A 13,263-nucleotide genomic window follows, 5' to 3' on the forward strand; every position below is an offset into this window, starting at 1 on the left:
TATTGCAAGTATATCAGCTCGGATCATAGTACCTACCGCCTTCTCGGGGAGCGAATCGGTCCTGCGAGACGAGCGAGCGTGGTGTTGTTTTAGTAATGTTTCGGTGTTGCCGTAAATTTTATTTGCGTTGCCGCATCGCGAGAATTGAATGATCGGGTAAGCTGCCGCCGATACGAGCGGCCGGTCTCAAACGAGAAGTGGAGGAAACCATGGATCCGTATCTCGGCGAAATCAGGATGGTCGGCTTCAACTACGCCCCGCAGGGCTGGGCCTTCTGCAACGGGCAACTGATTTCGATCCAACAATACAGCGCCTTGTTCGCCCTGCTCGGCACGCAGTTCGGCGGTAACGGGGTGAGCACCTTCGGGCTGCCGGACCTGCGGGGTCGGGCGCCGATCTCCTTCGGCCAGGGGAACGGCCTTCAGCCCTACGCGATGGGCCAGTCGGGCGGCGCCGAGACGGTCACGCTGGTGACATCGCAGATGCCCATGCACAACCATACTGTAACGGCCGATGCGTCCATCGGTACGACGGGCGCGCCGCAAGGCAACAACATCGCCCAGGTCGAGAACCAGGCAGCGGATACGCCGTTGAGCAGCTTCACGACGGGAAATCCGTCCGTGCCGGCCCAGTTGAACAACGCCACGGTCGGGATGCAGGGCCAGAACCAGCCGCACGAGAACCGCCCGCCCTACCAGGCGGTGAACTTCATCATCGCGCTCCAGGGCATCTTCCCGCCGCGGAACTGAGCGTACCTCACGCAACGCCCGCGGCCTCGCCGGGTCTCATCGGGAAACCCTTCCCAAAAGGTCTTTGCGCGCGCCGCGGTGATCAGGCGTTTCGTGACGGCGACGGAAGTCTTGCCGTCATGCCCCCGGCGATGCCCGGCATCGCCGGAGCCGGCCCGTTCCGACCGCCGGGTGCGGCGGCGGGCGAATATTCGACTCCGATTCAAAAGCAGGATTGACGTATAATGGAATCCTATGTCGGCCAGATCATTCTCGTCGCCTTCCAGCGCGTGCCCAACGGATGGGCTGTCTGCGACGGATCGCTCCTGCAGATCCGGACCTATCAGGCGCTGTTCTCCCTGCTGGGCACCAAGTTCGGCGGCGACGGGGTCAACACGTTCGCCGTGCCGGACCTGAGGGGGCGGGTGCCGCTCCATTTCGGGGCACAGACCCCCTCGACCTCGGCCTACACCTTCGCCCAGAACGGCGGGGTGGAGAACGTCACCCTGCTGGCGACGCAGATGCCGGTCCACAACCATTCCCTGCAAGTCGATGCGAAGGCCGGCACGACGGCCGTGCCGCAGGGCAACAACCTCGCGCAGGTCGAGAACCCCAACGCTGACACGCCGTTCAGCAGCTTCACGAGTGGAAATCCCACCACGCCGGTCCAGCTCGCGCCCGCGACGGTCGGCAATGCGGGGGCCGGCGCCCCGCACGAGAACCGGCAGCCCTTCCTCGCGCTGAACTTCATCATCGCGACCGAGGGCCTCTATCCGGACTTCCCTTGAGCCGAACCGCGGGAAGGACGCGCGCGATGCATCGCCGCCCCGAGGGCGAGGAGGACGCGCCGTTCCTCTTCGCGCTCCACGCCGCCGATCACGGCGCGACCTTCTCGATGCTTCCGCCGCCGCTGCGTGATCTGCTGCTGCGACAGACCTTCGACGGCAAGCGGCTCACCTACCGGGTGCGCTATCCGGACGCCCGGTGGGAGATCCTCGAAGCGGACGGCGCGCCGATCGGCCGGATCGTCACCGACCGCGGGGCGCGCGGCCTCACCCTGATCGACATCGCCCTTCTTCCGGAGCGGCGCGGCCGGGGGCTCGGCGCCCGCCTGATCGCCGAGACGATGGACGAGGCCCGAGCCGCCGGCCTGCCGCTCCACCTCACGGTCGCCGCCGACAATCCGGGGGCGCGGCGCCTCTACGAGCGGCTCGGCTTCGTGCCGGGGCAGGCCACCGAGCTGCACACCGAGCTCGTCTGGACCCCGCCCGCCGCGCCGGGGGCGTAAGGGTGCCGCTCAGTCGAAGAAGGCGCCGCCGGCCCGCTGGCCGACGGCGATCTGGATCAGGCCGGCCCGCGAGCCGACGCCGAGCTTGGCCCGCATGGTCGCGCTGGCGTTGACGATGGTGCGGTAGCTCACCGACAGGGCCCGGGCGATGGCGTCGTAGGACTTGCCCTGGCTCATCAGCGACAGGATCTGCAGCTCGCGCGCGCTCAGGGTCGCCAGCGGCGCGGGCCGGGCGCTGCGGTCGAGCATGGCCACCTCGGTCGCCAGGGCGTGCGGCAGGGAAGTGCGGCCGGCCCGCACCGCCGCCAGCGCCTCCAGGAAGACCGCGCTGCCCGCGTCCTTCAGCACGAAGCCGAGGGCCCCGCCCTCCAGCGCCCGCGCGACGACGACGGGATCGGCATGCATGCTGAAGGCGAGGATGCGCGCTTCCGGCTCCAGCGCCTTGATGCGCCGGATCAGCGACAGGCCGGACAGTCCGCTGCCCTCGAAGCTGAGATCGGCCACGACGAGGTCCGGCCGATGGCGATGGAACAGCCGGTAGGCCGAGACGACGTCGCCCGCCTCGAACACCGTCGCGAAGCCAGCGCCTTCCGCGAGGCGGCGCACGCCGCTCAGCACGATCGGATGGTCGTCGACGATCAGCAACGCATCGCCCCCGCGCGCCGCCGCGACGGCGCGGCCGGCGGCGGGCTCGACGCCGGAATGGGGGACGGGCTTCGCGGCGGCCTGGGCGGCCGATCGCGTGCCGGCCTCGACGGGGGACGCATCAAGGGACATGGCAGGAGGTGGGGCGAGAGGTGTGGCAGGAGACATGGCAAGAGGCATGGCGGACGATCGTGCGGGAGACCTGACGGGCGTAGCGGCGGGAGCGGGGATCACGGCGTCGCCCGGGATGCGAGCCGGGCGAGGGCGTCGTCGTGGTCGGCGCCCTGGGCGCGGGCGTTGTAATAGTGCTGCACCATCTCGCCGTAGAGGCTCTTGTGGCGGCCCCGCGGCGCGGCGATGCGGCCCAGCCCGTCGATCAGGCTGCGATAGGGTTCGGGCTTGCCGATCTCGGCGAGCATCTGGCCGAGCTGGACCGTGCGGTTGGCCATCATCCGCGGGTCCTCGACGAAGCCGGTGCGGGCGGTCTTGAGCGAGGCCCGCATCGCCGCGACCTCGGGGGCGTCGTCCGGCAGCGGGCGCCCCGCCTCGCGGCCGGCGAGCCAGCGGGCCGGGTCGGTCCCGTCGGTCGGGGTGAGCCAGCCGGGCAAGTCGCCCTCGGAGGTGCGGGCGACGACCGATTGGCCTTCGTCCTGGCTCTCCTGGCGGGGCTCCTCGCTGCCGCAGGCGGCGAGCGTCAGGAGCGGCAGGAGCAGGAGCGCGCGCCTCATCGGCCGCCCTCCCTCGCCACCGCGAGGCTGCGTGGCCCCTCGGCGACCGGCAGGCGCGCCACAACCTCGAGGTTTTGCAGATCGATCACGCTGACGTCGTCCGAGAACCAGTTGGCGACGTAGGCGCGGGCCGCCCCGCCCTCGCCCACGACCGCGATCCCCTCGGGGTAGCGGCCGACGCCGATCATCGCCGTGATCTTGAGGGTTTGCGTGTCGAGCACCGTGACGGTGCCGGCGCCCTGGTTGGTCACCAGCACCCGCGCCCCGTCGGGGCTGACCGCGACGCCGTAGGGCATCGCGCCCGCCGGCACGGTGGCGACGGGCTTGAGGCTCGCGGTGTCGATCACGGTGAGGTCGTTGCTGCGCACGTTGCCGACGTAGAGGCGCGTTTCCGCCGGGTCGAGCGCGAGCGCGAAGGGCGCTTCGCCGACCGGAATGGTCGCGATCCGCTCCATCCCGGCGGCATCGATCACGCTGACCTGCCGGCTCTCCCGGTCGGCGACGAAGAGGCGCCCCGCCCGGTCGAGGACGAGATGGGCCGGATCGCGCCCCGTGGCCGCCGAGCCCTCGACGCGCCCGTCCTGCGCCGAAATGCGATCGACCCGGTGGCCCGACCAGTCGGTGGCGAAAACGGTGCGGCCGTCCGCCGAGGCCGCGAGGCCGAAGACCTGCCCGGCATAGGGCAGGCGCCGCAGCACCTTGCCCGTCGCCGCCTCGGCCACGGTGATCGCGTGCCCGTCGGGATGGCTGAGGAACAGCCATCCGCCACCCGCCGCCACCGTGGCGGGGGCCGCCGGCACCGCCGTGGCGTCGGCGACGGCGCTCGCCTCGATCCGCGACAGCCGCGCGCCCTGCTGGCTCGCGACCCAGACCGTGCCGGCGAGCGCGGGCGCGCCGGACAGGGCGAGGAGAAGGGCGGCGAGGAGAGGCGCCGGCCGGCTCATTGCGTCGCCTTGCCCCCCTCGGCGGCGGCCTTGAGGCCCTTGAGCCCTTCGGAGAAGAAGCGGTTCATCGCCTCGCGGCCGGCGTCGTCGCTGAGGTTGTCCGGCGGCTCGTTGCCGGTGTCGCCGCGGTAGAACCGGCCCATCCACTCGACCTTGGAGCCGTCGCCCTCGGGGGAAATCGTCAGCGTGGCGGAGTAGGACGAGACCGGCAGCGCCTTCAGATCCGGCTCGCCCGACATGCGATAGGAGTAGGAGCGCGCCTCGGGCTTCCACTCGTCGAGGCTCTCGGTGAGCGTGCCGCCGCTCTTGAGGGTGAGGGTGCGGGTGCCGCCGTCCTTGCCGCCGGCGCTGCCCTCGGCCTTGGCGATGGCGGGATGCCACTTGCCGATGCCGGCGAAGTCCCCGGCCACCTTCCAGACCGCGTCCGGCGCCGTCTTCACGGTGATCGACTGGCTCACCTTCTGCGGCGTCGGGCCGTGGGCGAGCGCCACGGTCGCGGCGAGCGCCAGGGGCAAGGCGAGGAGGGAGAGACGCATGGATCATGTCCTGCTGAGGGGAAGGAGGCGGGCCGGGAGCAGGCCCGCGAGGAAGGCGGCGAGCGCCAGCGCCAGCGCGAGGCCGCCGAGAAACGGCCGCGGATCGATCCGTCCGGGCAGCGGGCGCGGCGTGGCGGCGGCGATCAGCATGCCGGCGAGCCCGTCCGGCCCGTCGAGATGGGCGTAAGCAAGCCCGGTCTGGGCCGCGAGCGCCTTGAGGTGCGGTTCGCGCACCGAGGAGAGGTGCTCGGTGCCCTTGGCGGCCGAGGCGCCGAAGGGGGCGTTGCGCGGGTTGTAGCCCTCGCGCGACTCCGCATCCTCCGGCGGCGGGCCGAAACGGTTCTCCTGCTGGACGTCGGTCTCGCCGTAGAACCCGGCCTCACGGCCGCGGTCGTTGTATTTCGGGATCGGCGACAGCGCGTGGCTGCCCGCCCCGACGATCAGGCCGCGCACCGCGCCGGGCTTGCCGTCGAAGGGCGGCAGGCCGGTCGAGGGGAGCGGCGGCGTCTCCTGCCCGTCGGTGAGGAACAGGAGATCGGTGTCGAGCTCACTGGCCATCTGAACCGCCCGGTGCAGCCCCGCCGTGATGCGGCTGTCGCCCTCCCAGGCCATGCGCCAGTCGAGCCCCGCGAGCGCGCCGTCCAGCGGCGCGAAGTCGGCGCAGACCTCGATGGGCGCGAACAGCAGGAACGGGCGCCGCTCGGTGAACAGCGCCAGCGCCAGCCGCGAGCCGCAGGGCAGCTCCGCCACCATCCGCCGGAGCGCCGCCTTGGCGACGTCGAGCCGGCTCGCAGGCTTTCCGTCGAGGGTGTAGTCGCGCACGTTCATGCTGCCGGTGATGTCCACCGCCGCCAGCACCGCGACGCCGGAGCGGGTCAGCGGCAGCGGCCCGGCGAACACGGCCCCGAGCGCCAGCACGAAGGCTGCGGCGAGCGCCTGGAAGCGGCGGTCGCGCAGGTTCCTCTGGAGGGGGAGTTGCCGAAGGGCGCTCATGGGCCGCCTCGGGGCTGGCCGGGGATGTCGGTCCAGATCTGCTTGGGCTCGGCCTTCAGCTCGTCGCCGAACTTGCGGTCGAACTCGGGAAAATCGCGGATCAGGCGCGAGGCGACGTCGAAGTTGAACTTCGCGTCCCAGAACTCGGGCCGGGCCTGGAGCGCCCGGCGATAATCCTGGCGCGCCAGCGTCACCTGCGGCCCGGCCTTGTCGAGCTCGCCCCGGCCGATGAGGTCGAAGGCTTTTCGCACGCGGGCGTTGGCGAGCACGTAGCGGGCGCGGGCCGCCCCGTCCGCCGCGCCGCTCCGGTCGAGGCTTTCCAAGAGCGGCTCGGCCTCCTCCAGCCGGTCACGCGCCGCGAGGAATTTCGTGCGCGCGACGAGCAGCGCGGCGGGGGCGTCCGGCGCCACCGCGACGTCGCGTCCGGCCTCCAGCGCGGCGATTGATCCGTTGGTCCGCGAGGCGTTCCAGGCCGAGACGCCCGCCGCGACGGCACCGGCCAGCAGCAGGATCGGCAGCAGGACGAGCAGATGCGGCCGGGTCGCGCGCCACGCGGTGCCGGCACCCGCCGCGAGACGGGTGCGCCAGGACGAGGCGGGTTGCGAGAGGACGAGCGGGGTCATGCGGCCTCCGGCTGATCGATGCGGCCGGGTGCGGTTCCCCCCTCTCCCCGCACGCGGGGAGAGGCCCGCAGACACCTTGTCGTGTCTGCGGGAAGCGGAGGCGAAGCCGGAGCGGCGGTGAGGGGGCCAAGCCGGAGGAGTCTCTTCCATCGAGGCCCCCTCACCTTCGGCTGCCGCCTCGCTTCGGCGACGACGAGGTCGCCGAAGCCCTCTCCCCGCGTGCGGGGAGAGGGAATGCGCGGGCAGCCGGCGAGGCTGGTTGGAAGCCGGCTCATGCCGCTTTCCTCCGCTCTGGCCGTTCCTGTACAGCCGGCGCGGCGCGTTCACCTGAAGCGCGCGGCCCTTCCCTCAAAAAATCCGCTTCCGCCAGCTTGGCCAGAACCAGCACCAGCAGCCCGAAGGCGGCCACGGCGTAGGCGTAGCCGGTCAGGTCCCGGCGCGGGCGGATCTCGGTGTAGGGGATGGGGTCGCGCTCCAGCGCCTCGATCTGGCGCACGGCGCCCGCCACGGCTTCCGCACCTTCCGCCTCGAAGGCGCGGTAGGGCACGCCGAGGCTCTTGAAGAACAGGTCGAGATGGCGCTCGGGCGCGGCCTGGGGCGTGTCCTCGCCGGCCGGCTTGTCGTGGATCGAGGGCGAACCCTTGGTGCGCAGAAACAGCCAGTAGAGGTTGGGACGCACCTTGGCGAACTCGGCCCGGAGCTGGGCCTGGATGCGCGGATCGATCACCGCCGCCCCGTCCGAGACCAGCAGCAGCGCCCGCGACACGCCGGGCGCCGCCGGGCCGAACTGCGACAGCGCCATGCCCAAACCGCGGGCGACGTTGGTGTAGTCGAGGCCCGGCCGGTCGATCGCCGCAATCGCCGCGCGCACGGCGTCGCGGCGGTCGGTCATCGGCACCACCAGCATCGGCGCGGTCGAGAAGGCGGTGACGGCGAACTGGTCGTGCGCCCGCTCGCCGACGAAGGCGCCGAGGATGCGCCGCGAGGCCGCCGCCTTCGATTCCTCCTCGCCCGAGGGCTGACGGCCGGCGAAGGTCTCGTTCATGCTCCCCGACCGGTCGATCAGCATCGACACCTGCGCGCCGATGCCGGTGCGGGTCACGCTCTCGCCCGCCCGGTAGGGGCCGGCGAGCGCCACGATCAGCCCGGCGAGCGCCAGGATGCCGGCGGCCGTCAGCACAGCGCCGATGGCCGCCGAGAGCGGGTCGGCAGGCGCGGCCGAGACGGCGGAGATCGCGGAGCGTCGGGAGGCCGAGCGCAGGAGCGGCAGCAGCGCCAGCGGCAACAGCCACAGCAGCCAGGGCGTCGCGACGCCGAAGGAACCGAACAGCGCGCCCATTCAGGCGCTCCGTTCGGCGGCGGCGAGGCGCCCGAGCAGGGCCTCGACGTCGCGCAACGGACAGTCGCGGGCGGCGGCCTCCGTCTCCCGGCCGAAGAACGCCCGGCGCGACGCCGCGAAGAATTTTTTAAGACCCTCTTCCTGCCCGCGGAAGGTGGGGTGGTCTGCCAGGAACAGGGGCAGGTCGTCGGCCAGCACGCGGCGGCCGGCGGTGGCGTCGAGGGCGCGGTGCAGGACCAGAAACGCCTCGCGGGTGAGGTCGTCGCCTCGCGCCTTGCGCTTCGCCCGGCGCAGGGCCTTCAGCCCGAGGGCGAAGGGGCGCCCGCGTCGCGGCGCGAACGGGCCCCAGGCGCGGTCGCGGGCGAGCGGCACCAGGGCCAGCGCCGTGAGCGCCAGCAGGGTGAGCGCCGTGGCGGTGGCGGGCTGCGGATCGAGGCGCGGGGCGCGCCCGTCCGGGAGCAGGTATTCGGCGGGGTCGTCGCGGCGCTCGGGTTGCACCTCGCGCAACGGCGAGACGCCGATCTTCCAGGCCGGCACCTGCGCGATGGCGGTGGTGAGCCCCTCCTTGCCGTCGCTCTGGATCGTCACGGCAAAGCCCGGCACGTCGAGGGTGCGTGAATCCAGCGCCGCGTAGAAGTCCTGATAGGTCAGGCGCAGGCGGATCAGGGGGGCGTCGCCCTCGCGCCGCTCCTCGACCGTGACCGCGCGCAGGTCGAGCCAATAGGTGACCGGGCCGGGCTTGGGCAGCGACGGGCGCTGCACGGTGAAGCCGGGATCGACCCGGATGTCGGCCTGCACCTGCACGAGGTCGCCGAGGAAGTAGCCGAAGGCGCGCGGCACGCGCAGCTCGACGCCGCGGACCTGGGCGAGAGCCGGCGTCGCGAGCAGCAGCGCGACGAACAGCACGAGGCTGCCGAGCGAGCGCGGCGCTCTCCACGCGCGCGCTCCTCCCCCTTGCGGGGAGGAGGTGGGAGGTGGGGGTGGTGCAGGAGGCACCGGTCCCGTCTCATCCTGGGCGACCCCCACCCCTACCCCTCCCCACCCAGATCGGGCTTGCCCGATCTGGGCAAACAAGGTGCGGAACTCGGGCAAGCCCGAGTTCCGTGGGGAGGGGAAGAACGCGGCAGCGTCAGCGCGAACCTCGGGTCGGTTGGTGGTCGGAGAGAGCTGCATCGTCACGTCGTCAGCAGGTGACGGGTCAGCGCTTCCGCGTCGAAGCGGTCGGCGAGCCGGAAGGGGGGGCGGGCGAAGGGGGCGCAGAGGCTGCGCAGGGTCTCGATCCGGGCGGCCTCGCGCTGGCGCCAGCGGCGGCGGAGCGATGGGCGCAGGAAGACGAGGCGGCGGCCGGCGCCCTCCAGATCGTCGAGTTCGACGAGGCCGAAGGCCGGCAGGCCGTCGTCCTCCGCCGTGTCGGCGAGCAGCACCGGCGTCACGTCGTGGAGCGCGAGCGCGGAGAGGATGCGGGTGACCGTCGCCTCGGGCCAGCGGAAATCCGAAACGAGGAAGACGAGTTTCGGCCGGCCCGCGAGCCGGCGCGCGGCTTCCATCAGCCCCTCGGCGCTGGCACCCGCACAGTGCGCGTCGCCGATCCGGGCGGCGGCGAGCGTCGCCGCGGCGCGGTGGCGGGTGGCGGGCAGGTACAGGTCGTCGCGGAAGGCGTCGTCGGCGGCCATCAGGCCGAAGCCGTCGCCGATGCGGGTCGCCGAGCGGGCGAGCGCGGTGCAGAACGAGGCGGCGAGCCCGAGCCGGTCGGCCCGACCCCGAAACCGCATGGAGGCCGAGAGGTCGATCAGTGCGTAGGTCTCGACGGGGCTGCGCGCCTCGAACCGGCGCACCGCCACGCCCTCGAACGGATCGCGGAGCGACGCCCGGATGTCGATGCGCCGGGCGTCCGGCAGGCGCAGGAAGCTCACCGTGTCGCGGAACGTGCCGAGCCCCCCGGCCTGCCGACCGCGATGGGCGCCGACCCGGTGGCCGCCGGGCCGCCAGCGCGGCCAGTAGACGATGTCGGCCCCGTCGTCCGGGGCGCTCACGGGGCCGGCACCGTGTCGAACACGGCGCGGATCAGCTCCGGCACGATCTCGGCGCGCCGCATCTCGTAGACCGGTTCGAGGAAGACGCGGTGGGCCATCACCTCGGGGAAGACCGCGCGGATGTCCTCCGGCACCAGCCAGTCGCGGCCTTCCAGCCACGCCCGGACGCGGGCGGCGCGGACCAGAAAGGCGACGCCGCGGGGCGAGGCGCCGCCCTGCACCAGCCGCTCCATGTCGATGCCGGAGAGGCGGATGCCGACAGAGGCCGGGCGCACCAGCGCCTCCCACAGGCCGACGACGTAGGCCTCGATCGGGCCTTCCGCGCGGACCGAATGCTGGATCGCGCTGGCGATGGCGCCGATGCGCTCGTGGTCGAGCACGCCCGCGCCGACGGCCTCCATCAGGCGGTCGGTGTCGTGGAAGCGCGGATCGAACACCAGGGACCGGCGGGCCTCCGCATCGCGCGGCGCCTCCATGCCGATCTCCATGAGGAAGCGGTCGCGGGCGGCGGCCGGCAGCTCGAAGGTCTCCTCGCGCTCGACCCGGTTGCGGTCGGCGAAGACCTGGAGGTTGGGGAAGCGGTACTCGCGGTTGAAGGCCGCGACGCTGCGCTCGGCCATGATGCGCAGGAGCAGCGCGTGGACCTGGGGCCGGGCGCGGTTGATCTCGTTGAAGAAGAACACCGACAGGTCCTCGGCCTGCCGCAGCACCGGGCCGGGCTCGACCCGCGGGCGCCCGTCCTCGCCGAGATAGGTGTGGTAGATCAGGTCGGTCGGCATCATGTCGACCGTCCCCTCGACGCGCTCGTAGGCGCCGCCCAAGCCGCGGGCGACGGCGCGCAGCAGCGTGGTCTTGCCGACGCCGACATCGCCTTCGAGCATGACGTGGCCGCGGGCGAAGATCGCGATCGTGACGAGGCGGATCGCCCGCTCCTGGCCGACCACCGCCTTGGCGATCTCGCGCTCGAAGCGCGTGGCGGCGTCTCGCCAGTCCGTGAGCATCGCGTCGCCGGGGCGCAGGGTGTTCATTCGCCGGATGGGCCTTTTTCGTTTTTACGAGCGCCGCGCGCATCCCTCTCCCCTCTGCGGGAGAGGGTGGCCCCCGAAGGGGGTCGGGTGAGGGGCCGGCTCCGCACGATCCGGAAGTGTCGCTCCCCTCTCCCGCCTCGCATCCGCGAGGCACCCTCCCCCGCAGAGGGGGGAGGGTTCACGCGCGTGAGCGTGCAGCTCAGTTCGACGAAATCTTGCTGACGTCGTATTCCCACTTGCCGGTCTTCTTGAAGGCCTCGACGCGCTTCTTGTTGCGCTCTTCCATCTGCTTGATGGAATCGGCTTGCTTGTTCAGCTCCTTGGGGTCGTGCTTCGGATCGTACTTCGAGCCGGCGATCTTCTCCGGGAAGCCGGGCTTCGGCTCCCAGCAATTGCCCGGAGCCTTGCACTTGGTGCCGTCATAGGCGGCGGCCGGCGCGGCGAAGCCGGCCGCGGCGATGACCGACACGGCGGCGATGAGCACGGTCTTCATGGTTTCCTCCGTTTTTTGATGCGTTTGTCGCGAGCGGCGAGCCGCCCCCTCGATCGCGCCGGTTAGCACCCGGCCCCGAACCCCGAACGGATCACTCCTCCAGCGGCTTGCACTGGCCCTTGGCGTCCTTCGGGATGACTTCGCCCTGCTTGTAGGGCGTGTAGGCTTTCTTCTGCTCGTCGTTGAGCCAGAGCGCGTCCTGCTTCGGCCCCGTGTAGAGGTGCCGGATCCAGGCGATGGTCTGCAGCATCTCGTCGGGCGTCAGGTTCTCGTTGTGCGGGCCCATCATGCCGTTGGCGCCGCCGAAGATCGTCGCGAACAGGCCGACATCGGTCGTGTTCGACGGATAGGTCCAGTAATTGTCGTTGAGGCCGGGGCCGAGCTTGCCTTCCGCCAAATGGCCGTGGCAGCCCGAGCACGAGGTCGCGAACAGGCTCTCGCCGTTGCGCAGGCACGACTTGTCGTCGATGTAGATGTTCTCGCCGGTCTCGAGGAATTTCTTGACGGCCGCCGTGTCGCGGCCGCCTTCCTTGCCCTGGCTGACGTCGAGGTTCTCGCCCGTCACCGTGTTGCGGAACACGACGCCCGATTGCGGGGCCGATTGCGGCTGGGCGAGCGCGGGAAGGCTCGCCGCGCCGAGGACGACGAGCGTCGCGAGGGCGGTTCCGATCGTTGTGGTTCGCGTCATCGGGCTGTTCGTCGCTTCCTGAGATTTTTTTGGGAGTTTTTCTTGGGCCGAGGTGCCGGACCGTGGGGGCCGGCACCTCCGATTTTTGTTTTGCCGCGCATTCTTTCGACGAACCGGTGTCCGCTTCGTCGGACTGCGCTCCGGCGATCAGTTCGAGACCGGGAGGACGGGCACGCCCTCCTCCTTCAGGATCGCCTCGATGCGGGGCTTGGCCTTGGCGATGGCCGCGTCGAGCTCGGCCTTCAGCGCGGTGTCGGCGCGGCGCACGCCCATGGCCTGGTCGAAGCTCTGCGGCATCTTCTGGCCGTCGCTGCGGGTGGTGTCGTCCGGCACCGGGGTCACGCGCAGCTTGGTCGAGGAATCGCGCACGTAGCGGGCGACGTCGGGCCCGAAGGCCACCGCGACATCGGCCTTGCCGGTCGCGACTTCGCTGACCATCCGGCCCGGATCGATCTGGGTATATTGGTTGCGCGGCGCGCGAAAATTCACCAGCGAGTAGAGGTAGGCCATGTCCTCCTCGTAGCGGCCGATGTCCTTGAGCATCGCCTCGCCGGGGGTGCCGAAGCCGACCACCATGTGGTCGATCTCCTTCAGCCGCGGATCGCTCCAGGACTTGATGTCGAGGTCGCGGTCGGCGCGGGTGATGAAGACGTAGCCGGAGCGGTAATACGGCTTGGTGGTCAGCACGCGCTCGTCGTCGGCGTCGAGCCCGACCACCACGTCGCAGATGTTCTTCTCCAGGCCGTCGCGCACGAGGTAGATCGCGGGCTTGCCGATCCAGACGAACTGGGCCTTGCGGTCCATCGCCTCGGCCACCGCGGTGGCGATCTTGTTCTCCAGGCCGGAGCCGTCCTTCATCGAGAGCGGCGGCTGCTCGGCGGCGCAGACGCGCAAGGTCCCCGGATCGGCCTTGGCCGGGGCGGGGGCGGCCTTCTCCTGCGCCAGGGCGGGGCCGGCGAGACCGAAGAGGGCGGCCAGGGCGACAGCTGGGGCGGTCGCGCGGCGGCGTCCGTTCGCGAGCGGCATCGTTCGTTTCCTCTGGGATTCTTTTTTGGGATCGTCGTTCGGGGCGACGGTTCCGGTGCCGGCTTATGGTGCCGCGATCCGGATTTTCTGGCTGTTCCTCCGAGGTCGGAGGCAGGGCCGGAACGGCGCGGCGCCGAGGGGAACGAGAGCCGCGCCGTCCTTGCTGCTCCC

General features: G+C 71.4%; 16 protein-coding genes. 3 read left to right on the plus strand and 13 right to left on the minus strand.

Annotated features, from left to right (window positions below; translation table 11 throughout):
* Positions 1 to 209 precede the first annotated feature (209 nt).
* From HNR00_RS05605 to HNR00_RS05615, 3 genes are all read left to right on the plus strand, one after another.
* Entirely contained in the window at positions 210 to 749 is a 540-nt protein-coding gene (locus HNR00_RS05605) for a phage tail protein (protein ID WP_183566165.1), read from the plus strand.
* Positions 750 to 973: 224 nt separating this feature from the next.
* Positions 974 to 1,516, plus strand: a complete 543-nt coding sequence (locus HNR00_RS05610) for a phage tail protein (RefSeq protein WP_210306315.1) — start codon at positions 974 to 976, stop codon at positions 1,514 to 1,516.
* A gap of 26 nt (positions 1,517 to 1,542) precedes the next feature.
* On the plus strand, positions 1,543 to 2,016 hold the full coding sequence (locus HNR00_RS05615; protein WP_183566168.1) for a GNAT family N-acetyltransferase: 474 nt from the start codon (positions 1,543 to 1,545) through the stop codon (positions 2,014 to 2,016).
* A 9-nt stretch (positions 2,017 to 2,025) separates the two neighbouring features.
* On the opposite strand, the gene HNR00_RS05620 is transcribed toward HNR00_RS05615, so the two are convergent.
* The 13 genes from HNR00_RS05620 to moxJ all read right to left on the minus strand — a co-directional run bounded on the left by HNR00_RS05620 (position 2,026) and on the right by moxJ (position 13,092).
* The gene (locus tag HNR00_RS05620; protein WP_183566171.1) at positions 2,026 to 2,793 is read right to left on the minus strand and encodes a response regulator transcription factor; all 768 of its coding nucleotides are present in this window, start codon (positions 2,791 to 2,793) and stop codon (positions 2,026 to 2,028) included.
* A gap of 98 nt (positions 2,794 to 2,891) precedes the next feature.
* Positions 2,892 to 3,389, minus strand: coding sequence for an MxaH protein (locus HNR00_RS05625; protein ID WP_183566174.1), 498 nt, complete (start codon positions 3,387 to 3,389; stop codon positions 2,892 to 2,894).
* Complete coding sequence (locus HNR00_RS05630) at positions 3,386 to 4,333, minus strand: YncE family protein (RefSeq protein ID WP_183566177.1); 948 nt, start codon at positions 4,331 to 4,333, stop codon at positions 3,386 to 3,388. The genes HNR00_RS05625 and HNR00_RS05630 overlap by 4 nt, the downstream gene beginning before the upstream one ends.
* A complete protein-coding gene (locus HNR00_RS05635) occupies positions 4,330 to 4,869 on the minus strand; it encodes an SRPBCC family protein (protein WP_183566180.1) in 540 nt (179 codons plus the stop codon). Before HNR00_RS05635 ends, HNR00_RS05630 begins: the two co-directional genes overlap by 4 nt.
* A 3-nt stretch (positions 4,870 to 4,872) precedes the next feature.
* Positions 4,873 to 5,862 (minus strand): vWA domain-containing protein, encoded by a 990-nt coding sequence (locus tag HNR00_RS05640; protein ID WP_183566182.1) that lies wholly within the window; start codon positions 5,860 to 5,862, stop codon positions 4,873 to 4,875.
* Positions 5,859 to 6,485 (minus strand): MxaK protein, encoded by a 627-nt coding sequence (locus HNR00_RS05645; RefSeq protein ID WP_183566185.1) that lies wholly within the window; start codon positions 6,483 to 6,485, stop codon positions 5,859 to 5,861. The genes HNR00_RS05640 and HNR00_RS05645 overlap by 4 nt, the downstream gene beginning before the upstream one ends.
* A gap of 271 nt (positions 6,486 to 6,756) precedes the next feature.
* Positions 6,757 to 7,824 carry a vWA domain-containing protein gene (locus tag HNR00_RS05650; RefSeq protein WP_183566188.1) on the minus strand — a complete coding sequence of 356 codons (1,068 nt, stop codon included), beginning with the start codon at positions 7,822 to 7,824 and terminating at the stop codon, positions 6,757 to 6,759.
* The gene (locus tag HNR00_RS05655) at positions 7,825 to 8,730 is read right to left on the minus strand and encodes a nonribosomal peptide synthetase MxaA (RefSeq protein WP_183566191.1); all 906 of its coding nucleotides are present in this window, start codon (positions 8,728 to 8,730) and stop codon (positions 7,825 to 7,827) included.
* A 269-nt stretch (positions 8,731 to 8,999) separates the two neighbouring features.
* Complete coding sequence (locus tag HNR00_RS05660; RefSeq protein WP_183566194.1) at positions 9,000 to 9,857, minus strand: DUF58 domain-containing protein; 858 nt, start codon at positions 9,855 to 9,857, stop codon at positions 9,000 to 9,002.
* Positions 9,854 to 10,885 carry an AAA family ATPase gene (locus HNR00_RS05665; protein ID WP_183566197.1) on the minus strand — a complete coding sequence of 344 codons (1,032 nt, stop codon included), beginning with the start codon at positions 10,883 to 10,885 and terminating at the stop codon, positions 9,854 to 9,856. The genes HNR00_RS05660 and HNR00_RS05665 overlap by 4 nt, the downstream gene beginning before the upstream one ends.
* Positions 10,886 to 11,084: 199 nt before the next feature.
* The gene (locus HNR00_RS05670) at positions 11,085 to 11,378 is read right to left on the minus strand and encodes a methanol dehydrogenase [cytochrome c] subunit (protein ID WP_183566200.1); all 294 of its coding nucleotides are present in this window, start codon (positions 11,376 to 11,378) and stop codon (positions 11,085 to 11,087) included.
* Between the two features lie 91 nt (positions 11,379 to 11,469).
* Positions 11,470 to 12,066 (minus strand): cytochrome c(L), periplasmic, encoded by a 597-nt coding sequence (gene moxG, locus HNR00_RS05675; RefSeq protein WP_183566203.1) that lies wholly within the window; start codon positions 12,064 to 12,066, stop codon positions 11,470 to 11,472.
* 147 nt (positions 12,067 to 12,213) lie between these two features.
* Entirely contained in the window at positions 12,214 to 13,092 is an 879-nt protein-coding gene (gene moxJ / locus HNR00_RS05680) for a methanol oxidation system protein MoxJ (protein WP_183566206.1), read from the minus strand.
* Positions 13,093 to 13,263: the final 171 nt, after the last annotated feature.

This window comes from Methylorubrum rhodinum, from assembly GCF_014199935.1.
Taxonomy (GTDB): domain Bacteria; phylum Pseudomonadota; class Alphaproteobacteria; order Rhizobiales; family Beijerinckiaceae; genus Methylobacterium; species Methylobacterium rhodinum.